The following is a 21,945-nucleotide window of genomic DNA, read 5'->3' on the forward strand; positions in this document are numbered from 1 at the left end:
TGAAACTACGACACGCAGCACTGTGTCTGAACCCCAGCCTAGTAGGAGCCCCCACACCAAGAGTGGGGGTCACAAGTCTGCCGCCGAGCCCCGCGGTCTCCTGAACCGCATGCTGGAATTCCTGCATCCCGGGCCGGATTCCACCTCCGAACTGATCGAAACCCTGGCCGATGCCGAGGAGCGGGCGCTGATCGCCCCGGAATCCCGGCAGATGCTCGAGGGTGTGCTGCGCATGGCCGAGCTGAGCGCCGGCGACGCCATGGTGGCGGCGCCGCGCATGGACCTGCTGAATATCGATGCCAGCTACGAGGACTTGCTGGCCACGGTGATCGAGACCGGCCATTCGCGCTTCCCGGTCTACGAGGACGGGCGCGACAACATCATCGGCATCCTGCTCGCCAAGGATCTGCTCAAGCTGCAGCGCGCCCCCGAGCTGAACCTGCGCACCCTCCTGCGCCCGGCGGTGTTCGTGCCCGAGACCAAGGGCCTGAACGAGCTGCTGCGCGACTTCCGCTCCAATCGCAACCACCTCGCCATCGTCATCGACGAGTTCGGCAACACCGCCGGCCTCATCACCATCGAGGATGTGCTGGAGGAGATCGTCGGCGAGATCGAGGACGAGTTCGACGACAAGGACGGCGAGTCCAGCATCTACACCCTGGCCGATGGCAGCCAGCGCGTGGCGGGCGATGCCGAGATCGCGGCCGTCAATCAGGCCTTCGGCGTCGAGCTGCCCGCGCAGGAGTTCGACACCATCGGCGGCCTGGTGGCGCACCAGCATGGCCGCGTGCCGCGCCGTGGCGAGACGGTGACGATGGCCGGCCTGCACTTCCACGTGATGCTGACGCGCGGCGGTTCGGTGCGCTGGTTCAAGGTCACGCGCGAAACCGGCTCGCAAGATAGCTGATGCGGCGCCTGCTCCAGTCCTGGCCGGTGGCCCTGCTGGCCGGCCTGCTGCACCTGGCCGCGTTTGCCCCGACGCAGGCCTGGGTGCTGCAGCCCCTGGCGTTGGCCTGGCTGGCCTGGGCCAGCTGGGACGCGACGCCGGCGCGCGCCGCGCGCCTGGGGCTGGCCTTCGGCCTGGCCTGGTTGGCGGGTGGGCTGTGGTGGCTCTATATCAGCATGCACGAGTTCGGCCATCTGCCGGGGCTGATGGCGGGCGGGGCGGTGCTCTTGCTGGCGGCGTTCTTGTCGCTGTACCTTGCCGGAGCCATGGCGCTGGCAGCCTGGTTGCGCGGCACATCGGCTTCGGCCTGGCATGGGCTGACCTGGGCGCTGTGCTGGCTGCTCGCCGAGCTGGCGCGCGCCACCCTGTTCGGTGGCTTCCCCTGGATCGCCAGCGGTTATGCGCACACGGTCGGGCCGCTGGCCGCCTGGGCGCCCTGGCTGGGCGTGTATGGCATCACCCTGCTGGCGGCGCTGCTGGCGGCGGCGTTGGCGGCGGCCCTGCGCGGAGCACGGTTGGCGCTGGCGCCCGCGTTGCTGATCTTGCTGGCCGGCCTGGCACTGCCGCAGGACTTCACCCGCAGCAGCGGCAGCATCAAGCTCTCGCTGTTGCAGCCCAATGTGCCGCAGGACCAGAAATTCGACCGCGAGCTGATGGACGCGAACCTGCAGCGCCTGCACGCGCAGATTGCTGCAGCGCGCGGCCAGGTGGTGCTGACGCCCGAATCCGTGGTGCCGCTGCCGCTCGCCTATCTGCCGCCCGAGTTCGTGCAGGCGCTGGCGCAGGGCGCGCGCGAACGGCCCCTGCTGCTGGGCAGCTTTCTGGGCGATGAGCAAACGGGCTTTGTGAACTCCCTGCAGGCCTTCGGTGGTGATACTGGCGGCCAGCAAGCCTACAGCTACGGCAAGCGCCATCTGCTGCCCTTTGGCGAATACATCCCGCCCGGCTTCCACTGGTTCGTGCGCATGCTGCAGATCCCCATGGACGACCAGGCCGCCGGCCAGCACCAGCAGGCCTTTGCGGTGGCGGGCCAGCGCCTGCGCCCGCTGATCTGCTACGAGGATCTGTTCGGCGAGGACTTTGTGCAGAGCGTGGTGGGCGCGGACGCCGCCACCGTGCTCGTGAATGCCAGCAACCTGGCTTGGTTCGGCACGCTGATGGTGCAGGACCAGCATCTGCAGTTCTCCGTCATGCGGACGCTGGAATTCCAGCGCCCGCTGGTGCGCGCCACCAATACCGGCGCCACCGCGGCGCTGGACCATCGCGGCCGCGTGCTGGCGCGCCTGCCCGCGGCCACCGCGGGCGTGCTGGAGGTGGAGGTGGAGGGGCGAACGGGCAGCACGCCCTATGCGCGCTGGCTGGCGGCGCTGGGGCTCTGGCCCTTCGGCGCACTGTTGGTTCTTGGCCTGGGCTGGGCCTGGCGACGGCGGCGCTGAGCCCTGCTCACCCTGGGCTCACCTAGAATCGGGCGCTTCCCAATGTCGACCGCCACGCGCCCACCATGCTGAGCTTCCAGCAAATCATTCTCAAGCTTCAGGAATACTGGTCCGCCCAAGGCTGCGCCTTGCTGCAGCCCTATGACATGGAGGTCGGCGCCGGCACCAGCCACACCGCCACCTTCCTGCGCGCCCTCGGCCCCGAGCCCTGGAAGGCCGCTTATGTGCAGCCCAGCCGCCGCCCCAAGGACGGCCGCTACGGCGAGAACCCGAATCGCCTGCAGCATTACTACCAGTACCAGGTGGTGCTCAAGCCGGCGCCGGCCAACATCCTCGAGCTCTATCTCGGCTCGCTGGAGGCGCTGGGCTTCGATCTGAAGAAGAACGACGTGCGCTTCGTCGAGGACGATTGGGAAAATCCGACGCTGGGCTGCTGGGGTCTGGGCTGGGAGGTCTGGCTGAACGGCATGGAAGTGACCCAGTTCACCTATTTCCAGCAGGTCGGCGGCGTCGACTGCAAGCCCATCACCGGCGAGATCACCTACGGCCTGGAGCGCCTGGCCATGTATCTGCAGGGCGTGGAGTCGGTCTACGACCTGGAGTACACGCCGGGGCTCAAGTACGGCGATGTGTTCCACCAGAACGAGGTGGAGCAGTCGACCTACAACTTCGAGCACAGCGATGTCGAATTCCTGCTCAGCGCCTTCGCGGCGCATGAGAAGCAGAGCCAGCACCTGATGAGCGAGCAGCTGGCGCTGCCCGCCTACGAACAGCTGCTCAAGGCCGGCCACAGCTTCAACCTGCTGGACGCACGCGGCGCCATCTCGGTGACCGAGCGCGCCGCCTATATCGGCCGCATCCGCAATCTGGCGCGCGCCGTGGCGCAGAGCTATCTGGACAGCCGTGCCCGCCTGGGCTTCCCGATGGCGCCCAAGGACTGGGCCGATGAAGTGATTGCCCAGATCGAAAAGAAGAAGGCGGCCTGAACCATGACTGCTGATCACAAGAACCTGCTGGTTGAATTGTTTGTCGAAGAGCTGCCCCCCAAGGCGCTGAAGAAGCTGGGCGAGGCCTTTGCGGCCGTGCTGGCAGACAGCCTGAAGTCGCAAGGCCTGGCCGCAGCGGACGCCGCCGTCACCGCCTACGCCTCGCCGCGCCGCCTGGCCGTGCAGGTGGCGGGCGTGGCCGCCAAGGCCGCGGATCGCGCCGTGCAGCAGAAGCTGATGCCCGTGGCCGTGGCCCTCACAGCCGAGGGCCAGCCCACGCCGGCCCTGCTGAAGAAGCTGGCCGCGGTGGGCGCGGACGCGGCCGTCGTGCCCCAGCTCAAGCGCGCCATGGACGGCAAGGCCGAGGCCCTGTTCCTCGATTCCATCGTGGCCGGCGCCACCCTGGCCGAGGGCCTGCAGAAGGCGCTGGACGAGAGCCTGGCCAAGCTGCCCATCCCCAAGGTCATGACCTACCAGCTGGCCGATGGCTGGAGCGATGTGAAGTTCGTGCGCCCGGCCCATGGCCTGGTGGCCCTGCATGGCACGGCCGTGCTGCCGGTGCAGGCCCTGGGCCTGAGCGCCGGCCGCACGACGCGCGGCCATCGCTTCGAGGCCAGCGTGCCCGAGCTGAGCATTGAAAGTGCCGACAGCTATGCCGCGCAACTGCGCGAGCAGGGCGCCGTGATCGCCAGCTTTGCCGAGCGCCGCGCCGAGATCCTGCGCCAGCTCGGCGAGGCGGCCGCCCAGCAAGGGCTCAAGCCGATCGAGGACGAGGCCCTGCTGGACGAGGTCACGGCCCTGGTCGAGCGCCCGAATGTGCTGAGCTGCCAGTTCGAGACCGAGTTCCTGGCGGTGCCGCAGGAATGCCTGATCCTGACGATGAAGGCGAACCAGAAGTACTTCCCGCTGCTGGATGCCGCCGGCAAGCTGACGCACAAATTTCTGGTGGTCTCCAATATCCGCCCGGCCGATGCCAGCGCCGTGACCGGCGGCAACGAGCGCGTGGTGCGCCCGCGCCTGTCGGACGCCAAGTTCTTCTTCGACCAGGACCGCAAGAAGAGCCTGGCCGAGCGTGTGCCAGGTCTTGCCAAGGTGGTCTACCACGGCAAGCTGGGCACGCAGGGCGAGCGCGTCGAGCGCGTGCGCGCGATTGCACGGGCCATCGCTGAACAGCTTGGCGGCGTCGATCTGGCCGCCCAGGTCGATCAGGCTGCCCATCTGGCCAAGGCCGATTTGCTTACCGACATGGTGGGCGAGTTCCCCGAGCTGCAGGGCATCATGGGTGGCTATTACGCCCGTCACGACGGCCTCAGCGAGGCCGTGGCCGACGCCATCGAAGACCATTACAAGCCGCGCTTTGCCGGCGACGAGCTGCCGCGCAACGAGGTGGGCCTGGTGGTGGCGCTGGCCGACAAGCTGGAGACCCTGGTGGGCCTGTTCGGCATCGGCCAGCTGCCCACCGGCGACAAGGATCCCTTCGCACTGCGCCGCCATGCCCTGGGCGTGGTGCGCATGCTGTCCGAGCGTGCCGGCACGCTGGAGCTGAGCCGCCTGCTGAAGGCGGCCGTGCCGGCCTTTGGCGGCCTGATCCAGGACCCCAGCGAGGCGCTCGCGCCATTCATCTATGAGCGCCTCTCCGGCAGCCTGCGCGAGCAGGGCTATAGCGCCCAGGAAGTGGACGCCGTGCTGGCCCTGAACCCGCAGCGCCTGGCCGATGTGGGCGCGCGCCTGCAGGCGGTGCGCGCCTTCGCGGCCCTGCCCGAGGCGGCCGCGCTGGCCGCCGCCAACAAGCGCATCGGCAACATCCTCAAGAAGAGCGAAGAGCCGGTGCAGGCGCAGATCAAGGACGCCCTGCTGGCCGAGCCGGCCGAGCAGCATCTGGCCGGCGCGCTGAAGATCACGGCCCAGGTGGCCGACGCGCTGTTCCACAACGGCGAGTACGCCGCCTCGCTGCGCGAGCTGGCGGCGCTCAGGGGCCCGGTGGATGCCTTCTTCGACGGCGTGATGGTGAATGCCGAAGACCCGGCGCTGCGCGCCAACCGCCTGGGCCTGCTGAAGAGCCTGCACGAGGCGATGAACCGCGTGGCCGATCTGTCCCGCCTGGCCAGCTAACCACCGTTCGCAAGCACCATGCCCTCGATGCGCTCCGACCACAGCCACAGCATGAAGCTCGTCATCCTGGGCCGTGACGGGACCATCAACCGCTACCGCGACGACCATGTGAAGTCGATCGACGAGCTCGAGCCCCTGCCCGGTGCGCTCGAGGCGGTGGCGCGCCTCAACCATGCGGGCTGGCACACGGTGATGGCCACCAACCAGCCCGGCATCGGCCGCGGCCTGCTGGACATGGCCTCGCTGAACGCGGTGCATATGCGTTTGAACCAGCTGCTGGCCGAGAAGGGCGGGCGCCTGGACGCGGTGTTCTTCTGCCCGCATACGCCCGAGGAGGGCTGTGCCTGCCGCAAGCCGCTGCCGGGCCTGATCGAGCAGATCGGCGAGCGCTTCGGCGTGGCGCTGCCGCAGGTGCATATGGTGGGTGCCAGCCTGCGCGACCTGCAGACGGCGCAGGCCGCCGGCTGCGTGCCGCATCTGCTGCGCAGCGACCGCCTCGGCAAGCTCGACGAGGCCCAGCTCCAGGCCCTGCTGGCCCAGGTGCCGGGCGCGCGCCTGCATGCCGACCTGACCCAGTTCGCCGACCATCTGATCCAGGACGAGCGCCGCGCCAAGGCCGACGCGCGCGGCGAGGCCATGCCGCCCGATACCGGCCCCGGCGATCTGAGCGAATGATCACGATGGGCTTGTCCGTGCTGCTTTCCGTGTTGAGGTCTGCCGTGCTGGTGCTGGTGCTCACCGCGACGGTGATCCCCTGGGCGCTGGCGGTGCTGGCCATCTCCGTGTTTGCGCGCGGCGACCGCGTCTACTGGGCCTGCGTGGGCTGGTTGCGCCTGGCGATCGCGGCCGCCAAGACCATCTGCGGCGTGGACTACCGCGTGCACGGCATGGAGAACCTGCCCAGCAAGGCCGAGCGGAACTCCGCGGTGGTGCTGCTTTCCAAGCACCAGTCCACCTGGGAGACCTTTGCCTACCCGACCCTGATGGCCCACCCGATGGCCTATGTGTTCAAGCGCGAGCTGCTCTATGTGCCCTTCTTCGGCTGGGCGATGGCGCGCATGGACATGATCCACATCGACCGCAGCAAGCGCGCCGAGGCCTGGGCCCGGGTGGCGGCGCAGGGCAAGCGCCTGGCGGCGATGGGGCATTGGGTCATCATGTTCCCCGAGGGCACGCGCATCGCGCGCGGCCGCAAGGGCGATTACAAGACCGGCGGCACGCGCCTGGCGATTGCCAATGGCGTGCCGGTGGTGCCCATCGCCACCACCTCGGCGCGCTGCTGGCCGCCGCGCAGCCTGCTGGTGCGGCCGGGCGTGGTGGACATCTCGATCGGCAAGCCCATCCCCTCGGTGGGCCGCGAACCGGCCGAGCTGATGCGCGAGGTCGAGGCCTGGATCGAGGCCGAGATGCACCGGCTCGACCCCGAGGCCTATGCGCCCGCGGTCGGGCGCGTCGAGCGCACGCTGGCTTGAATCAGTACACTCGCAGGCCATGCTGAGACGTCTGGCCGGGCTCTTTTCCAAGAACGCACAGCTGTCGCTGTTCGACAGCGATGAGCCGCAGGCTGCGCCCCTGGTGAGCGCGCCGCCGGCGGCCCGTCCCGAGCGCCCCACGCCCTCGGCGCACAGCCGCGAGCTGCTGCTGGATGGCCACCGCGTCGGCTACGAGCTGCGCCGCGCGCGCCGCCGCAGCATTGGTTTCACCGTCAGCGAGCTGGGTCTGCGCGTCAGCGCGCCGCGCTGGGTGCCGTTGGGCGAAATCGAGCGCGCCCTGCAGGGCAAGTCCGGCTGGATCCTGCGCAAGCTGGTGGAGCAGCGCGAACGCGCCCAGCGCGTCGAGGCGGCCCGGGTGCAATGGGCCGATGGCTGCAGCGTGCCCTATCTGGGCGAGAGCCTGATCGTGGTGCTGGATCCGTCCGCCGCGCAGCACCCCGGCGGCGCGCGCTACGACAGCGGCGCGGCCGACCCGCAGGCCACGTTGGCGTCGGTGGCGCGCCACACCCTCTATCTGGGCCTGCCGCAGGGCGCCAGCGCCGAGCAGGTGCGCGATGCCGTGCAGGCCTGGCTGCAGCGCCAGGCCAAGGCCTTGTTCGAGCAGCGCTGCCGCCATTTCGCCGCCCAGCTGGGCGTGCACATGACCAGGCTGCGCCTGTCGTCGGCGCAAACGCGCTGGGGCAGCGCCAGCGCCGACGGCGTGATACGCCTGAACTGGCGCCTCGTCCACTTCGGCCTGGCCACCATCGACTATGTGGTGGCCCATGAGCTCGCGCATCTGCGCGAGATGAACCACAGCCCGCGCTTCTGGGCCCTGGTGCGTTCGGTGATTCCGGACTACGAGGCCTCGCGCGAGCGCCTGCGTCAGGCGGCCCTGCCCAGCTTCGAGGCCTGAACCTGGGACCTTTCCCCCTTTGGGGGGGCTTGCCGCAGCAAGGGGTGACCCTCACACTCGCGCCTGCAAGCTGTCATCACCCGCATCTGAGTTCACAAGGGTTTCTTCAAGTCCCGCGGAACTTACGGTGGCGCCAGGGCCCCGCATCCCCATGGATCCGGTAGACCCGCGCTTAGAACCGAAAAGTTGATGCCATAAAAAAGGCCCGACCCGCCGCCCCCTCCCGGGGGCGGCGGACACCGGTTGAGCCTAGACCGCTGAGAAGCGGTACACCCCGTCCTCATCCAGGCTGCGGCGCAAGCGCCCCGCCAGCCACAGCGCGTTCAGATGCGCCACCGACTCGCCCATCGCGAAGGTGGTCTGGTGCAGGTCGAGCTTGCGCTTGAACATCAGCTCCAACAATTCGGCCGCATGACAGGGCTTGGCCGTGCAGGCCTGCAGCACCTCGGCCAGGCGCTCGTCGTGGTGCTCCAGCAGCTGGTCCACGCGCGCATGCAGGCCGCGGAAGGGCTTGCCATGCGAGGGCAGCACCAGGGTCTCGGCCGGCAGGCTCAGCATGCGCTTGACCGAGTCCAGGTAGAGGCTCAGCGGGTCGGCCTCGGGCTCCACATCCACCACGCTGACATTGGTGGAAATGCGCGGCAGCACCATATCGCCCGAGATCAGCAGGCCCTGGCTAGCGCTGTGCAGGCTGATGTGCTCGGGCGCATGGCCGTAGCCGGTGATGCAGCGCCAGTCGTGGCCGCCGATGCGCAAGACCTGACCCTCCATGAGGCGGCGGTAGCTGCTCGGCACCGCCGGCACCATGCTGGGGTAGTAGCTCGAGCGGGCGCGGATCTTGGCCTGCGAGTCGGGGTCGGTGAGGCCATGGCTGGCGAAGAAATTGGCGGCCAGCTCGCCGCCCATGCCGACGGTGGAGCCGCTGGCCAGGCGCGCCAGGTTGTAGTCGGTCGCGCTCATATGGAGCCGGCATTGCCACCGCTCCGTCAGCCAGGCCGCCAGGCCCATGTGGTCGGGGTGGAAATGCGTGACGATCACGCGCAGCACCGGCAGGCCGTCGAGGTGCGCGGCGAATACCTGCTCCCAGAGCGCCTTGGTGGCGTCGTTGTGGATGCCGCTGTCGACGATGCTCCAGCCAGCTTGGCCGTCGATCTCGTCGCGCAGCAGCCAGAGATTGATATGGTCCAGCGCGAACGGCAGGCCCATGCGCAGCCAGCGCACGCCGGGCTGCAGCTCCAGCACGCCGCCGGGCGCGGGCAGGGCATCGCCCATCGGGTAGGAGAGTTCGGATTCGCGCGGATTGGCCATGGGGGGGGCTGCCTGCCTTAGACTTACGTTTACGTTAACGTCACGTGAGCCCAAGTGTAGCCATGAGCACAGAGTCCAGCCCTCCGGCCAAGAAGAGCAAGGCAGCGGCACGTGCGGTCGAGCCGGCCTCGCGCCTGTTCACCATCACCGAGCTGGCCGCCGAGTTCGACATCACGCCGCGGGCGATCCGCTTCTACGAGGACATGGGCCTGCTGACGCCGGCGCGCGCCGGCCGCAACCGCGTCTACACGCACCGCGACCGCACCCGCCTGAAGCTCACCCTGCGCGGCAAGCGCCTGGGCCTGACGCTGCAGGAGGTCAAGCAGTTGGTCGACATGTACGACTCCGAGTCCGACGCGGCGCCGCAGCTGAAGGCCTTTCTGGCGGTGCTGCAGCAGCACCGCCGCCAGCTCGAGCAGCAGCTCGACGACATCGAGGTCACGCTGGCCGAGATCGCCCAGCATGAGGAGCGCTGCCAGAGCCTGCTGGGCGAGGTGGCCAACAAGGCACGGCGCGCCTGAGCCGGCGCCGCAAGACGCCTAGGTTCAGGCTCAGGCCCGCAGCGCCAGCACGGGCCGCATCGCCATCGCCGCCAGGCCGTGGCGCAGGCTGGCCAGCAGGCTCACCAGCAGCAGGCCCGCCAGGGCCAGGCCCTGCGGCCAGGCGCCGCTGGGGCTGCGGTCGGCAAACTGGCTCAGGTATTGCTGACCCAGCCACCAGGACAGCGGCAGCGCGATCAGCGCCGCCAGCAGCAGCAGCACAGCGAACTCGCGCAACAGCCGGGTCAGCGCCTGCAGCGAGGAGGCGCCATGCAGCTTGCGCAGCACCAGCTCGCGCGCATGGCGCTGCACCAGATAGGCGGCCAGCGCATAGACGCCGAAGCCGGCCAGGGCCAGGGCCAGCACGCCGGTGGCGCTGACCAGCTGGGCGATGCGCCGGTCGGTCTCGTAGGGCTCCAGCATGGCCTGCTCGACGCTCTCTACGCTGAAGGGTTCGCCCGGGAAGATGCGCTTCCAGGCCGGCGCCAGCAATTGCTCGGCAGTTTGCTCGGCCTGGCGGTCGGTCTGGTAGTGGGGCTTCAGGCGCAGGTTCAGCACCCAGAAGCCGCGCCGCTCGGCCAGCGCCTGCTCGCTGCGTTGCAGGCGCAGCATGTGCGGGCGCGGCAGCTCGCGCGTGCCCTCCAGGGTGAGCGCCGGCACGACCCCGACGATGCGCAGTTGCTCGCGCTGCTGGTTCAGCCCGACCATGGTCGAGGCCACCGTCTTGCCGATGGCCTCGGCGGCGCTGGCAAAGCCGAGCGCGCGGACGGCCGGCTCGTCGAGCACGATGGCATCGCGGCCGGCGCCCGCGAGCTCCCCGGCCAGCAGGGGCACCTTGTAGAAGGCGAAGAAGTCGCTGTCCAGCGCGCTCATGCGCAGCTGGGCCTGGCGGTCCTGGTAGCTGAAATCGGCGTTGCGATCCAGGCGCGCGCTGCCCGGCACGCTGTCGGTCCAGGCCATGGCGCCGACCTCGGCGAGCTGCGCCAAGGCCTGGCGCAGGTCCTCGGCCTGCTGGGCACTGGCGCCGGCCGGCATCGGCAGGGCCAGCGCGCCCTCGGGGTGGTAGCCGAGCTCGCGCTGCAGCACATGGCGGTTCTGCAGGCTCAGCAACAGGGCCAGGCTGCAGACCAGCAGCGCGATGCCGAACTGCAGGCCGCTGAGCACGCGGCGCAGCAGCAGCCCGCCGCGGCCCTCGCTGGCCTGGCGCCCCTGCAGCGCCGCGGCCGCCTGCTGGCGCCAGGCCAGCCAGGCCGGGTAGAGGCTGACCAGCAGGCCCAGCAGCAGGCCGACCAGCAGCAGGCCGAGCAGGGGCAGCGGCTGCAGCAGCGCGTCGGGCATCGGGACGCGTAATGCGTTCGTTAGCCATGGCAGCAGCAGCCAGGCCAGCAGCAGGGCCAGCGCCGAGGCCAGCAGGATGCTCAGCTGGGCTTCGACGGCGAATTGCAGCAGCAGCCGGGCCGGGCTCAGGCCCAGGCTCTTGCGGACCGCGATCTCGCGCTGGCGCTGCAGCGTGCGCACCCCGCTGAGGTTGACGAAGTTGAGCAGGGCCAGGCTCAGCAGCAGGGCGGCGATGGCGGCCAGCGCCGCCAGCACCTGCACGCGCAAGCGCCCCTCGCGGCCCTCGAAAGGCATCTCGGTCACCGGCAGGGCGCGCATGAAGGCGGCCTTGCGGCCCTTGGCGGTCCATTCCGGCGGCAGCTCTTTCATGATCGGGCTGGCGTCCAGCAGGGCCTGCGCCACCGCGCCGACCTGGGCGGCGCTGGCGCCCGGCAGCAGGCGGCCGTAGACCCGGCCGGCGATCATGAACCAGGCCTCGCGGGTGTCGCGATCGATGCCCGCGGCCGGCGCGTCGAAGCCGAGATAGGCCTCGGCGCGGAACTGGCTGCGCGACTGCGGCTCGGGCAGCACGGCCGCGACACTGAGCGGGTGCTTGCCAAGCACCAGGGTCTTGCCGAGCACGGCGGTATGGCCGAACAGCTTGCGTGCCAGGCCCTCGGTGATGGCGATCGTGTCCGGGCGGCCCAGGCTGCTGCGCAGATCGCCCTGCAGCGCGCGCAGATTGAACAGCTCCACCAGGCTGGCGTCGGCGGCCAGGGTGCTGGCGCGCACGCTGCGCTCGCCCTGGCGCAGCGTCACCATGTCCTCGGACACGCGGCTGAGCAGCTGCACCGGCGCGCGCGCCTGCGCCAGTGCCTGACTGAACACGAAGGGCGAACCCAGGAACCAGTCTTCCTCGCGCCCCGGCATATTGCCGTGGAAGTCGATCAGCACGATGCGCTCGGGTGCCTGCAGGGCCGGGTCGGGCCGATAGCGCTCGCCCAGCAGAATGGCCAGCAAATAGCAGGCGGCCAGCGCCAGCGCCAGGCCGCCGATCAGCACCGCGGCATTGAGCGGTTCGGCCAGCAGCTGACGCCAGGCCACGCGCAGGTCCAGAAATTTCATTGCCAGACTCCCTGTGCTCAGGCCGCGAGCGCGTCGACGAGGATGCGGCCGTCCAGCAGGCGCAGGCAGCGCGAGGCCTGTGCGGCATGCGCGGGCGAGTGGGTCACCATCACCAGGGTCGTGCCCTCTTCGTTGAGCTCGCGCAGGATGCGCATGACCTCGTCGCCCTGGGCGCTGTCGAGATTACCGGTGGGCTCGTCGGCCAGCAAGAGGGCCGGGCGCGCGACGATGGCGCGCGCAATCGCCACGCGCTGCTGCTGCCCGCCCGAGAGCTGCGAGGGCCGGTGGCCGGCGCGGTGCGCGATGCCCAGCCGCTGCATGGCCGCGTCCACGCGCGCGCCATGCTCGCGCGCCGGCACCTCGCCGTACTCGAGCGCCAGTTCGATGTTCTCGCGCACGCTCAGATCGTCGATCAGGTTGAAGCTCTGGAACACGAAGCCGATGCGGCCACGGCGCAGCTTGCTGAGCTGGCGCTCGTTCCAGCCCGCCACGTTCTGGCCGTCGAACCAGTATTCGCCGCTGCTGGGCGCGTCCAGCAGGCCCAGGATGCTGAGCAGGCTGGACTTGCCGCAACCCGAGGGCCCGGTGATGGCCAGGTACTCGCCCGCCTCGATCTCCAGGTCGATGCGGTTCAGCGCGGTGGTCTCCACCTCGGCGTTGCGGTGCAGCTTGCTCAGGTTCGTCAGCTTGATCATGGGGGCTCTCCTCGTCCTCGTTCAGTTTTGCAGATTCAGCAGGGCGGCGTCGCCGTACTGGCGCACCTTGGAAACAACCACGCGCTCGCCCGCGGCCAGCCCGTCCAGGACCTCGATGCGGCCGGCGGCGCGGCGGCCCAGGCGCACGTTGCGACGCTCGGCCTGGCTGCCCTTGGCGTTCAGCACATAGACCCAGGCGCCGCCGCTGTCGGCGTAGAAGGCGCCGTCGGCGATCAGGCGCGCGCGGCTGGGCTGGCCCAGGCGGATGCGCGCATCCAGGCTCTGGCCGGCCTGCAGGCCCGGCGGCAGGCCCTGGGTGAATTCCATCTCGACGCCGAAGCGCCCCTCCTTCACCTGGGGCAGGCGCTGGGTCACCGTCAGGGGCCAGGTCTTGCCGGCGATGTCCAGGCTGGCGCGCAGGCCGGTCTGCAGGCGGTTCAGGTAGAACTCGTCGACATTGCCGACCAGCTTGAAGCTGGCAATGTCGTCGATGCGGCCGAGCCGGTCGCCCGGTTTCACCGAGCCGCCCACCTGCAGGGCAAAGCCGCTCAGCTGGCCGTCGCGCGGGGCGCGCGCCGACAAGCCGGCCGCGGCCTGGCGCACCAGCGCCAGGCCCTCGCTCAGGCCCCTGACGGCGCGTTCCAGCTCGCCGATGGCCTGCTCGCGGGTGCGCATCTCGGCGGCGCCGTCCTCGCGCGCCTGCTCCAGCAGGCGCTGCTGCAGCGCTTGTTTCAGGCGCGCGTCCTCCAGCACCGCGGCCGAGACAAAGCCCTGCGCGGCCAAGGCCTGCTGGCGCAGGAAATCGCTGTGGGCGCGCTCGGCCTCATGGGCCAGAGTGCTGAGGTCGCGGCGCTGCAGCGCGCGCGCGTTGGCCAGGCCGGTGCGCTGGCCGGAGAGGTTGGCGAGCTGCTGCGCCACCTCGGCCGAGCGCTGCAGCACCTCCTGCTCGCGCTGCGGGTTGGAGAGGCGGTAGAGCAGGGCGCCGGCCTTGAGCATCTCGCCATCGCGCACCAGCACCGCATCGACGCGGCCGCCCTCGGTGGCCTCCAGCAGCACCTGGTGCGCCGGCACGACCTGGGCGCGCAGGCTCAGCTCGTCGAGGAATTCGCCCTCCGCCACGGTCGAGAGGCTGAGCTCGGCGGCCGGCACGGAGAGGCCGCGCGGCAGGCTGGTGAACAGCAGCGCGCCCAGGCCCAGCAGGCCCAGCGCGGCACCGCCCCAGCGCAGCGGGCGCTGGTATTTGCGCCGCGGCAGGGGGCGGTCCATGGCGGCGCCCGAGGCGGGAGGGAGGCTGTGCAGATGGGCGCTCATGGCCACTTCAGCGCAAGCCCCGTGCCAGGGTGTTTTGCCGGGAGAAAGCCGCTGCCTGGGCGCGCCAGCGTCCGCAAGCGGACAGGTCCGGCCGGTCCGACTGTCCGGAAGCGGACAGCGGCTGGATGGCGGCGCGCGCCGCTGCTATGGTGTTGCCCATGTCCATGCTGATACTCGACGACGACCCCGACGTGGGCCTGGCGGCCAAGCTGCTGCTGCAGCGCCGCCTCCCGCCGACCTGCCCGGTGCGGCTGCTGCAGCGGCCGGCCGAGCTGGCGGCGGCGCTCGAGGCCGAGCCGGTGGAACTGCTGCTGCTGGACATGAACTTCCTGCCCGGCCGCACCGACGGCGCCCAGGGCCTGGCGCTGCTGGAGCAGGTGCTGCGGCGCGGCGCGGCCGCGCCGGTGGTGATCGTGATGACGGCCTATGCCGAGGTGAATCTCGCGGTGGCGGCGCTCAAGGCCGGTGCCTTCGACTTCATCACCAAGCCCTGGGACAACGCCAGGCTGGTGGCCACGGTGGCCGCCGCCCTGGCGAGCCGCCGGCCGGCCCAGGCGGCGACCAATGCCTCGGCCCTGCTGGGCGAGGCGCGGCCGATGCAGGAGCTGCGCGCGCTGATCCAGAGCGTCGCGCCCACCGAGGCGAACGTGCTGGTGCTGGGCGAGATGGGCTCGGGCAAGGAGCTGGTGGCGCGCGAGCTGCATCTGCAGTCGGCGCGTGCGGCCGGCACCTTTCTGGCGGTGGACCTGGGCGCGCTGGCCGAGTCGACGCTCGAGAGCGAGCTGTTCGGCCACAAGCGCGGCAGCTTCACCGATGCGCGCAGCGAGCGCCCGGGGCGCTTCCAGGCGGCGGCGGGCGGCACGCTCTTCCTCGACGAGGTGGCGAACCTGCCGCTGGCCAGCCAGGCCAAGCTGCTCACCGCGCTGGAGCGCCGCGAGGTCACGCCGCTGGGGGCCGACCAGCCGCAGGCTATCGACGTGCGCATCGTCAGCGCCACCAATCTGGACGAGGCCGCGCTGTTCGACCCGCAGCGCTTCCGCGCCGATCTGCTCTACCGCCTCAACACTATCGTGCTACGCGTGCCGCCGCTGCGCGAGCGCCGCGAGGACATCCCGCTGCTGTGCCAGCACTACCTCTCGCAATACGCGGCCCAGTACGCCAAGCCGCCGCGCCATTGCAGCGAGGCGGCGCTGGCGGCCCTGCGGGCGCACGACTGGCATGGCAATGTGCGCGCCCTGCGCCATGCCTGCGAGCGCGCGGTGATCCTGGCCCAGGGCGATCGCTACGAGTACGCCGACTTCGGCCTGCGCGCCGGCCCGGCGCCGGCCGCGCTTGAGCCGGCCCCCGCGCAACACCTGACCCTGCACCAGCGCGAGCGCGCCGCGCTCGACGAGGCGCTGCGCCAGGCCCAGGGCAACATCAGCCAGGCCGCGCGCCTGCTGGGCCTGAGCCGGGCGGCCCTGTACCGCCGCATGGAAAAGCATGAGCTCTGAGTTGCGCCGTGGCCAGTGGCTGCGCGCCCGCGTGGTGCTGGCCGCCGCCCTGCTGGCCCTGGGCGGCGCCGGCCTGCTGGCCGCCGCGGGTTCGCCGCGCGTGCAGCTGCTGCTTGGCCTGGCGATGGCGGGGCTGGCCGGCTGGGGCTGGCGGGCGCTGGCGCGCCTGCAATGGCCGGCGCCGCAGGCCGAGCCGGCGCAGCCGCAACAGGATCTGCAGCAGCGCCTGCTGTTGCTGGAGGGCGAGCTGGAGCATGTGCCGGTGGCGCTGTTCCGCTGCAGCGCCGGCCAGGTGCGGGCGCTGAACGCGCGCGCACGCCGCCTGCTGGCGCCCGGCGGCGCGCAGGAGCGCGCCGAGCTGCTGCGGGAGCTGGCCGAGGCGCAGGGCGAGGCCGGCCGCGCGCTGCTGCACATCGCCACCGAACGCGGGCTGGAGCGCTGGCTGCTGGCCGGCAGCGCCATGACGCTGCAGGGCGAGCCGGTGCGCCTGCTGGCCCTGCTGCCGCTGGAGTCTGAGCTGGAGGCGGAGACGCTGAAGGCCTGGCGCCAGTTGGTGCATGTGCTGACGCACGAGATCATGAATTCGCTCACCCCGATCGCCTCGCTCGCGCGCAGCGCGCAGGAGCTGCAGGGCGATGCCGAACGCGCGCAGGACCTGGCCCTGGCGCTGGACACGGTGGCGCGGCGCGCCGAGGCGCTGGCGCGCTTTGTGGCGGACTACCGGCGCGTCAGCGACTGGCCCGAGCCGCGGCCCGAGCCGGTCGAGCTGCAGGCCCTGTTCGCGCGCCTGGAGCAACTGGTGGCCGCGGGCTGGCGCGCGCGCGGCGGCCAGGCGCGCTTCCAGGTGCAACCCGGCTCGCTGAGCCTGATGGCCGACCCCGGCCAGCTGGAGCAGGCCCTCATCAACCTGATGAAGAACGCCGCCGAGGCCACCGCCGAGCTGGTGGAACCCAGCCTGGAGGTGCAGGCACGGCTCACGCGCGGCGGCCGCCTGGCCATCAGCGTGCGCGACAACGGCCCCGGCGTGCCGCAGGGCCTGGAGCAGCAGATCTTCATGCCCTTCTTCAGCGCGCGCAGCCCCGCCGGCGGCGGCGCCGGATCGGGCATCGGCCTGGCGGTGGTGCGCAACCTCGTGCACGGCATGGGCGGCACGGTGCGCTATGTGAAGCCGCCCACCGGCGGGGCCTGCTTCGTGCTGAGCTTCTGAGCCCGCCGCTGCCTACTTGACCTGCAGCCGGTTCAGGTACTCGACCAGCATGAGGATGCGGCCCCGCACATAGACCTCGGGGTCGTAGGGCATGTCGCCGTAGTACTCGGCCGCCTTGAGCTTGTAGTCGGTGCCGAACACGGGCATGTCGCGCGAGCCATGGCTGCTGCCGCTGCCGTCGATCACCTCATAGACGCGTGCCACCGGGAACACGCCGCCGTTGCGCTTGGCCAGGGTGGTGAGATCGGCGGCGCTCTTCTTGAGCAGCTCGTTGAACGGGCCATTGCCCTTGGCGCTTTCGCCATGGCAGGCGGCGCATTTGCTCATGTACTCGCGCTGGCCCAGATCGACCTTGCCCTGTGCCAGGGCCAGCGCCGAGCCGCCCAGCAGGGATGCAATCAGCAGACACCGGGAAATCGTAGGAGTTGTCATGACAGCTCTCCTCGGATTGACGCGCAGGTGCGCCCGCCCATCTTCCCGCGGTGGCAGCGCGCCATGCTGCGCTGGATCAAAGCTTCAGCCGAGCACGCGCAGCAGGAAGCGGTTCAGCTCCTCGATCTCCTCGTTGCAGACCTCGTGCTGCATCGGGTATTCATGCCATTCGGGCGCATAGCCCAGGCGCAGCAATTCGTCGCGTCCGGCCACGCCGCGGTCCAGCGCCACCACCGGGTCCTGCCGGCCATGGGCCAGCAGGATGGGTGTGGCGGCGTTGGCGGCATGGCGCTCGGCCGCGGTGCGGTCCAGCAGCGGCAGATAGCCCGACAGGCCGACGATGCCGGCCAGGCGCCGTGGGTAGCGCAGGCCGGTCAGCAGCGCCATCGCGCAGCCCTGCGAGAAGCCCATCAGCACGATGCGCTCGGCGGCGATGCCGCGCTCGCGCTCGCGGTCGATCAGCGCGGCAATCGCGGCCTGCGAGGCGCGCAGGCCGGTCTCGTCCTCGCGCCGCTCGAGCTGGGTGCCGAGGATGTCGTACCAGGCCGGCATGCGGTAGCCGCCGTTGATGGTGACGGGGATCTGCGGCGCATTCGGCAGCACGCAGCGCAGGCCGCCGATGGCCTGCAGGTCCAGGGCCTGGCAGACCGGCACGAAGTCGCGCCCGTCGGCGCCCAGGCCGTGCAGCACGATCAGGCTGGCGCGCGGCGTGGCCTGGGTCTGCAGTTCGATGCAGTCGAGAAGAGGGGGCTGGTTCATGCGCGCATCCTAGTCGGGCTGCAACCAGAACGCCTTGCGCTGCAGCGGCGTGGCCTCGGGCAGCAGCGGGTTCGAGAGCCTCAGAACCAGGCGCTGTGCGATCTGGTGGCGGGCCAGCAGGGCGCTGTAATGGCGCTGGAAGAGCTTGTCCCAGCTGCCGTCGGCGAGGCATTCCTCCAGGCCCTGGCGCAGCTGTTCGGCGGCCTCGGCATGCTGGGGCGCGAGGAAGTAATAGGAAGCCGTCGGGTAGTAGAGCATCACATGCGGCGCGATCACCAGGCCCTCGTCGGCATGCATGGCCAGCTCGGCATCCACTTCCATGATGGAGCGCGGGAAGTAGTCGATGCGGCCGCGCGCAAGCATGCGGAACAGGCCCTCGTAGGAGCTGGAGGTGCCGACGTTCAGGCCGTTGGCGCGCAGCACCTCGGCATCGGGCCAGTCATGCCCCTGGCCGGCCACCAGCGGCGCCAGCTCGGCGAGGCTGCGCAGCTTGCGCCAGAAGGGCACATCGGCCTGGCGTATCAGCATCAGGCGCCAGCCCAGCAGGCCGCGGTCCACCGGGATGCGCACCGGGATCAGGCCCATGGCCTCGCGCTCGCGGTTGGTCATGGTCCACATCAGGTCGAGCTCGTTGCCGCCATGCGCCATCTCCACCATGGTGCGGCCCTGGGCCATCGTCATCGGCAGCGCCTGCAGGCGGTAGGGCTTGCTGCCGCGGCCCAGCGCGAGTTGCAGCAGCTCGACCATATAGGCCTGCTGCGGGTCCGGCATCTTGTTGTGGCGCGGGTAATGCAGGGGCTGCGGCTCGCCGCCCGGCGCGCGCGGCGGGCGCAGCGGCGCCGCCCATGAGGAGGCGCCGGCCAGCGCGGCCGGCAGCCCGCTCAGCAGCCAGCGGCGGCGCCGTATCAGCATGGGAGGGCGGCCCGCTGGACCGTGGTGGTGGTGTTCATCGGCATGGGCTCCAATGCCCTGGACTTGCCGCAACGGTAACCCATTTCGCCCTGCCCATCGACCGGGCTTGCCCGGCTGGCGGTCCGGATCCGAGCCTTGCCGGTCCGGATCTGCCCGACGCGCCGGGCCGTCGGACGCTATCGTGGCCGCATCAACCAGAGGCGCCCACCATGCTGCAACTCCGACCCAATTGCGAATGCTGCGACCGCGACCTGCCGCCCGACTCGACCGAGGCGCGCATCTGCTCCTTCGAGTGCACCTTCTGCGCCAGTTGCGTGACGCAGCGCCTGGCCGGGGTCTGCCCCAACTGCGGCGGCGATTTCGCGCCGCGGCCGCGCCGTGTGGGCGCGGTGCTGGCGCGCAACCCGGCCTCCACCGAGCGCGTCTTCAAGCCCCGCCCGCTTGGCTAAAGCCCGAGCTCGCGCAGGATCGCCTCGCGCAGGGCCTGGGCCTCGGGGCTGGCGAGCTTGCGCGGATGCGGCAGGCGCACCTGGAAGCTGGCCTGGATGGTGGTGGGGCGCGGCGAGAGCACGAGGATGCGGTCGGCCATGTAGATGGCCTCCTCCACGTCGTGGGTGATCAGCAGCACGGTGTGGCGCTCCTCCGCCAGGATGCGCAGCAGCTCGGTGCGCATGCGCATATTCATCAGCGCATCGAGGGCCGAGAAGGGCTCGTCCATGTAGAGGATCTCGGGCTTGACGACGAAGGCGCGCGCCAGCTCGGCGCGCTTGAGCATGCCGCCCGAGAGCTCGTGCGGATAGCTGGCCTCGAAGCCCTTCAAGCCCACCATGGCGGCGTAGTGATCGGCCAGCGCGGCGCGCTCGTCGTGGCGCGCGCCATGTTCGGCATCGTTGAGGCCGAACATCAGGTTCTGCTGCACCGTCAGCCAGGGGAACACCGAGCCATGCTGCGAGATCACGATACCCTTGGGGCTGGGGCCGCGTTGCGCGGCGCCGTCCACCCGCACGCTGCCGCTGTCGGGCTGCTCGAAGCCCGCGATGATGTTCATCAGGGTGGACTTGCCGCAGCCCGAGGGGCCGACGATGGCGACGAACTCGCCGTCGTCCACCGTGAAGCTGACCCCGCCGATGACCGGCAGCGCGCCCTGGGCCGAGACGAAGTTCTTCTTGATGTCGCTGACGACGATCTTGTGCTGGTTTGCTTGCTTAGCGGACATAGCGCCATTTCACCGTCTTGAGTCTCTCCAGCAGGCGCGTGATGCCGTCCAGCAGCAGGCCGATGACGCCGATGATGATCATGCTGGCGATCACCAGGTCGTAGCGGTTGCCGGCGTTGCGCGAGTCCATGATCAAGTAGCCCAGGCCCGAGCGCAGCGCGATCATCTCGGCCGCCACCACCACCAGCCAGGCCACGCCGATGCCGATGCGCATGCCGACGATGATCTCGGGCAGCACCGCCGGTATCACCACGCGGCGGAACAGCACCGTGCGCGAGACCCCGAAGTTGGCGGCCGCGCGCAAGTAGCGGCGCTCGATGGTGTGCACGCCCGAGGTGGTCTGCACGATCATCGGGAACACCGAGGAAATGAAGATCAGGAAGATCGGCGAGACATCGCCGACGCCGAACCAGAGGATGGCCAGCGGGATCCAGGCGATCGGCGAGATCGGCCGCAGCATCTGGAAGATCGGGTTGAAGGTGCGGTAGGCGCCGCCCACCCAGCCCATCCACAGGCCCAGCGGGATCGCCACCAGCATTGCCAGGCCGAAGCCGATGCCCACGCGCAGCAGCGAGGCGCTGATGTGCTCCCACAGCGTGCCGTCCTCGGCCAGCTCCCAGGCGCCGGTGAGCACCTGCCAGGGGGTGGGGAAGATGGCGCTCTCGGTGCGCAGCACCACCTGCCACCAGAGGATCACGATGGCCGCGATCACGAGCAGCGGCGGCAGGATCTTGGCCAGCCGTTGATGCGGGGAGCTTGGGTTCACGATAGTTGCTTGATCCAGGCGCGCAGGCGCCAGTTGAGGGTCTCCCAGCCCGGCGCGGGATGGGGTGCGACGATCACGCTCAGCTGCCCGCTGGCATGCGCGGTGCAGGCAAAGCTGTAGCTGGAGGCCACCTCGAAGGGCAGGCGGAAACTCTGGCCGGGCATGATCAGCGCCGGGCCGAACACCTGCGGCACCTCGTCGAGATTGCGCAGCAGCAGCACGTCGTTGGCGCCCAGGGTGAGGTGGATGCGCTCGGGCAGGATCTCGACCTGGTCGCCCGCCATGCGGCGCGCCCAGGTGCCAGCGGGAATCTCGAACAGCTCCTCGCGGTTGGCGGGTGCGAGCGGGGCCAGCGCGGCCCAGCTCAGGCCGGCCACGATCAGCGCCAGGGCCGTGGCGAGAAGGAGGCGCAGCTTCACAGGCTCAGCAGCAGCTGCAGATCGTGCACATAGTCCTTGGGGCCATGGCCGTAGGGCATCATGCCGCGCAGCTTGCCCGCGCGGTCGATCAGGTAGACCGAGGACGAATGGTCCACCGCATAGCCGCCCTTGGTGGCGAGCTTGTTGGCCACCACGCCATAGTTGGCGCGCACCGCCGCCAGGGCCGCGGGCTGGCCGGTGGCGCCGATGAAGCTGGCGTCGTAGGCGGCCAGGTAGCGCTTCATCTGCGCGGCATCGTCGCGCTCGGGGTCCACCGTCACATAGACCACCTGCACCGCCTCGCCGGCCTTGCCCAGCGCCTGGCGCGCCTGCACCAGGGTGCCCAGCGTGATCGGGCAGACCTCGGTGCAATGGGTGAAACCGAACACCAGCAGCACCAGCTTGCCACGGTAGCGGCTGAGCTTGAGCTCGGCGCCATCGGAGCCCTGCAGGCTGAACTCGGGCGCGGCATGCGGGGGCTCGAACACGCCGGCCTTGAGCCGGGGTGTGGCGGCCAGCAAGGGCGTGGCCAGCAGCAGCGCGAACAGGGAGAGCAACAGACGGCGCATCATCATGGC

At 70.4% G+C, this 21,945-nt stretch carries 22 protein-coding genes; 11 read left to right on the forward strand and 11 right to left on the reverse strand.

What is annotated here, in order from left to right; genetic code table 11:
• The first annotated feature begins 22 nt into the window (after positions 1-22).
• The 7 genes from AC3WQY_RS06225 to AC3WQY_RS06255 all read left to right on the forward strand — a co-directional run bounded on the left by AC3WQY_RS06225 (position 23) and on the right by AC3WQY_RS06255 (position 7,868).
• The gene (locus AC3WQY_RS06225) at positions 23-907 is read left to right on the forward strand and encodes a CorC family transporter (protein WP_425334660.1); all 885 of its coding nucleotides are present in this window, start codon (positions 23-25) and stop codon (positions 905-907) included.
• Entirely contained in the window at positions 907-2,382 is a 1,476-nt protein-coding gene (gene lnt / locus AC3WQY_RS06230; RefSeq protein ID WP_492706722.1) for an apolipoprotein N-acyltransferase, read from the forward strand. The genes AC3WQY_RS06225 and lnt overlap by 1 nt, the downstream gene beginning before the upstream one ends.
• 65 nt (positions 2,383-2,447) lie before the next feature.
• Positions 2,448-3,368 carry a glycine--tRNA ligase subunit alpha gene (glyQ, locus tag AC3WQY_RS06235; protein WP_285233812.1) on the forward strand — a complete coding sequence of 307 codons (921 nt, stop codon included), beginning with the start codon at positions 2,448-2,450 and terminating at the stop codon, positions 3,366-3,368.
• Positions 3,369-3,371: 3 nt separating this feature from the next.
• Positions 3,372-5,480, forward strand: coding sequence for a glycine--tRNA ligase subunit beta (glyS, locus tag AC3WQY_RS06240; RefSeq protein WP_492706724.1), 2,109 nt, complete (start codon positions 3,372-3,374; stop codon positions 5,478-5,480).
• A gap of 51 nt (positions 5,481-5,531) precedes the next feature.
• Positions 5,532-6,155 carry a D-glycero-beta-D-manno-heptose 1,7-bisphosphate 7-phosphatase gene (gene gmhB / locus AC3WQY_RS06245; RefSeq protein WP_492706726.1) on the forward strand — a complete coding sequence of 208 codons (624 nt, stop codon included), beginning with the start codon at positions 5,532-5,534 and terminating at the stop codon, positions 6,153-6,155.
• 5 nt (positions 6,156-6,160) lie between these two features.
• Complete coding sequence (locus AC3WQY_RS06250) at positions 6,161-6,952, forward strand: lysophospholipid acyltransferase family protein (protein ID WP_492706728.1); 792 nt, start codon at positions 6,161-6,163, stop codon at positions 6,950-6,952.
• A 19-nt stretch (positions 6,953-6,971) separates the two neighbouring features.
• The gene (locus AC3WQY_RS06255) at positions 6,972-7,868 is read left to right on the forward strand and encodes a M48 family metallopeptidase (protein ID WP_492706730.1); all 897 of its coding nucleotides are present in this window, start codon (positions 6,972-6,974) and stop codon (positions 7,866-7,868) included.
• Between the two features lie 249 nt (positions 7,869-8,117).
• Here the strand turns inward: AC3WQY_RS06255 and AC3WQY_RS06260 are convergent, their stop codons facing one another.
• Positions 8,118-9,176, reverse strand: a complete 1,059-nt coding sequence (locus AC3WQY_RS06260; RefSeq protein ID WP_492706732.1) for an MBL fold metallo-hydrolase — start codon at positions 9,174-9,176, stop codon at positions 8,118-8,120.
• 62 nt (positions 9,177-9,238) lie between these two features.
• Between AC3WQY_RS06260 and AC3WQY_RS06265 the strand changes: the two genes are divergently transcribed.
• Complete coding sequence (locus AC3WQY_RS06265; RefSeq protein WP_285233806.1) at positions 9,239-9,697, forward strand: MerR family transcriptional regulator; 459 nt, start codon at positions 9,239-9,241, stop codon at positions 9,695-9,697.
• Positions 9,698-9,727: 30 nt separating this feature from the next.
• Here AC3WQY_RS06265 and AC3WQY_RS06270 read toward each other — a convergent pair whose 3' ends face one another.
• The 3 genes from AC3WQY_RS06270 to AC3WQY_RS06280 are packed head-to-tail and all read right to left on the reverse strand — an operon-like array spanning position 9,728 to position 14,163.
• Positions 9,728-12,157, reverse strand: coding sequence for an FtsX-like permease family protein (locus tag AC3WQY_RS06270; RefSeq protein WP_492706734.1), 2,430 nt, complete (start codon positions 12,155-12,157; stop codon positions 9,728-9,730).
• 17 nt (positions 12,158-12,174) lie between these two features.
• Positions 12,175-12,852 (reverse strand): ABC transporter ATP-binding protein, encoded by a 678-nt coding sequence (locus tag AC3WQY_RS06275; RefSeq protein ID WP_492706736.1) that lies wholly within the window; start codon positions 12,850-12,852, stop codon positions 12,175-12,177.
• A 21-nt stretch (positions 12,853-12,873) separates the two neighbouring features.
• The gene (locus AC3WQY_RS06280; protein WP_492706738.1) at positions 12,874-14,163 is read right to left on the reverse strand and encodes an efflux RND transporter periplasmic adaptor subunit; all 1,290 of its coding nucleotides are present in this window, start codon (positions 14,161-14,163) and stop codon (positions 12,874-12,876) included.
• A gap of 158 nt (positions 14,164-14,321) precedes the next feature.
• Here AC3WQY_RS06280 and AC3WQY_RS06285 point away from each other — a divergent pair, with 158 nt between their 5' ends.
• Positions 14,322-15,656, forward strand: a complete 1,335-nt coding sequence (locus tag AC3WQY_RS06285; RefSeq protein WP_492706740.1) for a sigma-54-dependent transcriptional regulator — start codon at positions 14,322-14,324, stop codon at positions 15,654-15,656.
• Positions 15,646-16,863: a sensor histidine kinase gene (locus AC3WQY_RS06290; protein ID WP_492706742.1), complete on the forward strand. Its 1,218-nt coding sequence runs from the start codon at positions 15,646-15,648 to the stop codon at positions 16,861-16,863. Before AC3WQY_RS06285 ends, AC3WQY_RS06290 begins: the two co-directional genes overlap by 11 nt.
• Before the next feature lie 12 nt (positions 16,864-16,875).
• Here the strand turns inward: AC3WQY_RS06290 and AC3WQY_RS06295 are convergent, their stop codons facing one another.
• The 3 genes from AC3WQY_RS06295 to AC3WQY_RS06305 form a co-directional block, all read right to left on the reverse strand.
• Complete coding sequence (locus AC3WQY_RS06295) at positions 16,876-17,295, reverse strand: c-type cytochrome (protein WP_285233800.1); 420 nt, start codon at positions 17,293-17,295, stop codon at positions 16,876-16,878.
• Positions 17,296-17,379: 84 nt separating this feature from the next.
• Positions 17,380-18,054, reverse strand: coding sequence for an alpha/beta hydrolase (locus AC3WQY_RS06300; protein WP_492706745.1), 675 nt, complete (start codon positions 18,052-18,054; stop codon positions 17,380-17,382).
• A 9-nt stretch (positions 18,055-18,063) separates the two neighbouring features.
• Positions 18,064-18,966, reverse strand: a complete 903-nt coding sequence (locus AC3WQY_RS06305; RefSeq protein WP_285233798.1) for a type 2 periplasmic-binding domain-containing protein — start codon at positions 18,964-18,966, stop codon at positions 18,064-18,066.
• A gap of 209 nt (positions 18,967-19,175) precedes the next feature.
• On the opposite strand from AC3WQY_RS06305, the gene AC3WQY_RS06310 reads away from it, so the two are divergent.
• The gene (locus AC3WQY_RS06310) at positions 19,176-19,415 is read left to right on the forward strand and encodes a DUF1272 domain-containing protein (RefSeq protein ID WP_285233797.1); all 240 of its coding nucleotides are present in this window, start codon (positions 19,176-19,178) and stop codon (positions 19,413-19,415) included.
• Here AC3WQY_RS06310 and AC3WQY_RS06315 read toward each other — a convergent pair.
• From AC3WQY_RS06315 to AC3WQY_RS06330, 4 genes are read right to left on the reverse strand one after another with little or no spacing between them, the layout of a single operon-like run.
• Positions 19,412-20,182: an ABC transporter ATP-binding protein gene (locus AC3WQY_RS06315; protein WP_285233796.1), complete on the reverse strand. Its 771-nt coding sequence runs from the start codon at positions 20,180-20,182 to the stop codon at positions 19,412-19,414. The two genes, AC3WQY_RS06310 and AC3WQY_RS06315, sit on opposite strands and share 4 nt — an antisense overlap.
• Positions 20,172-20,948, reverse strand: a complete 777-nt coding sequence (locus AC3WQY_RS06320) for an ABC transporter permease (protein ID WP_492706748.1) — start codon at positions 20,946-20,948, stop codon at positions 20,172-20,174. Before AC3WQY_RS06320 ends, AC3WQY_RS06315 begins: the two co-directional genes overlap by 11 nt.
• A complete protein-coding gene (locus AC3WQY_RS06325) occupies positions 20,945-21,367 on the reverse strand; it encodes a cupredoxin domain-containing protein (protein ID WP_492706750.1) in 423 nt (140 codons plus the stop codon). The genes AC3WQY_RS06320 and AC3WQY_RS06325 overlap by 4 nt, the downstream gene beginning before the upstream one ends.
• The gene (locus AC3WQY_RS06330) at positions 21,364-21,942 is read right to left on the reverse strand and encodes an SCO family protein (RefSeq protein WP_492706752.1); all 579 of its coding nucleotides are present in this window, start codon (positions 21,940-21,942) and stop codon (positions 21,364-21,366) included. Before AC3WQY_RS06330 ends, AC3WQY_RS06325 begins: the two co-directional genes overlap by 4 nt.
• Positions 21,943-21,945: the final 3 nt, after the last annotated feature.

The sequence above is a fragment of the Roseateles sp. FW301-B2 genome, assembly GCF_058788955.1.

Bases quoted from the DNA above. Each gene is read 5' to 3' on its own strand.
- lnt (WP_492706722.1), top strand. From the start codon at position 907: ATGCGGCGCCTGCTCCAGTCCTGGCCGGTGGCCCTGCTGGCCGGCCTG.
- glyQ (WP_285233812.1), top strand. From the start codon at position 2,448: ATGCTGAGCTTCCAGCAAATCATTCTCAAGCTTCAGGAATACTGGTCC.
- glyS (WP_492706724.1), top strand. From the start codon at position 3,372: ATGACTGCTGATCACAAGAACCTGCTGGTTGAATTGTTTGTCGAAGAG.
- gmhB (WP_492706726.1), top strand. From the start codon at position 5,532: ATGAAGCTCGTCATCCTGGGCCGTGACGGGACCATCAACCGCTACCGC.
- AC3WQY_RS06250 (WP_492706728.1), top strand. From the start codon at position 6,161: ATGGGCTTGTCCGTGCTGCTTTCCGTGTTGAGGTCTGCCGTGCTGGTG.
- AC3WQY_RS06255 (WP_492706730.1), top strand. From the start codon at position 6,972: ATGCTGAGACGTCTGGCCGGGCTCTTTTCCAAGAACGCACAGCTGTCG.
- AC3WQY_RS06260 (WP_492706732.1), bottom strand. From the start codon at position 9,176: ATGGCCAATCCGCGCGAATCCGAACTCTCCTACCCGATGGGCGATGCC.
- AC3WQY_RS06265 (WP_285233806.1), top strand. From the start codon at position 9,239: ATGAGCACAGAGTCCAGCCCTCCGGCCAAGAAGAGCAAGGCAGCGGCA.
- AC3WQY_RS06270 (WP_492706734.1), bottom strand. From the start codon at position 12,157: ATGAAATTTCTGGACCTGCGCGTGGCCTGGCGTCAGCTGCTGGCCGAA.
- AC3WQY_RS06275 (WP_492706736.1), bottom strand. From the start codon at position 12,852: ATGATCAAGCTGACGAACCTGAGCAAGCTGCACCGCAACGCCGAGGTG.
- AC3WQY_RS06280 (WP_492706738.1), bottom strand. From the start codon at position 14,163: ATGAGCGCCCATCTGCACAGCCTCCCTCCCGCCTCGGGCGCCGCCATG.
- AC3WQY_RS06285 (WP_492706740.1), top strand. From the start codon at position 14,322: ATGTCCATGCTGATACTCGACGACGACCCCGACGTGGGCCTGGCGGCC.
- AC3WQY_RS06290 (WP_492706742.1), top strand. From the start codon at position 15,646: ATGAGCTCTGAGTTGCGCCGTGGCCAGTGGCTGCGCGCCCGCGTGGTG.
- AC3WQY_RS06295 (WP_285233800.1), bottom strand. From the start codon at position 17,295: ATGACAACTCCTACGATTTCCCGGTGTCTGCTGATTGCATCCCTGCTG.
- AC3WQY_RS06300 (WP_492706745.1), bottom strand. From the start codon at position 18,054: ATGAACCAGCCCCCTCTTCTCGACTGCATCGAACTGCAGACCCAGGCC.
- AC3WQY_RS06305 (WP_285233798.1), bottom strand. From the start codon at position 18,966: ATGCTGATACGGCGCCGCCGCTGGCTGCTGAGCGGGCTGCCGGCCGCG.
- AC3WQY_RS06310 (WP_285233797.1), top strand. From the start codon at position 19,176: ATGCTGCAACTCCGACCCAATTGCGAATGCTGCGACCGCGACCTGCCG.
- AC3WQY_RS06315 (WP_285233796.1), bottom strand. From the start codon at position 20,182: ATGTCCGCTAAGCAAGCAAACCAGCACAAGATCGTCGTCAGCGACATC.
- AC3WQY_RS06330 (WP_492706752.1), bottom strand. From the start codon at position 21,942: ATGATGATGCGCCGTCTGTTGCTCTCCCTGTTCGCGCTGCTGCTGGCC.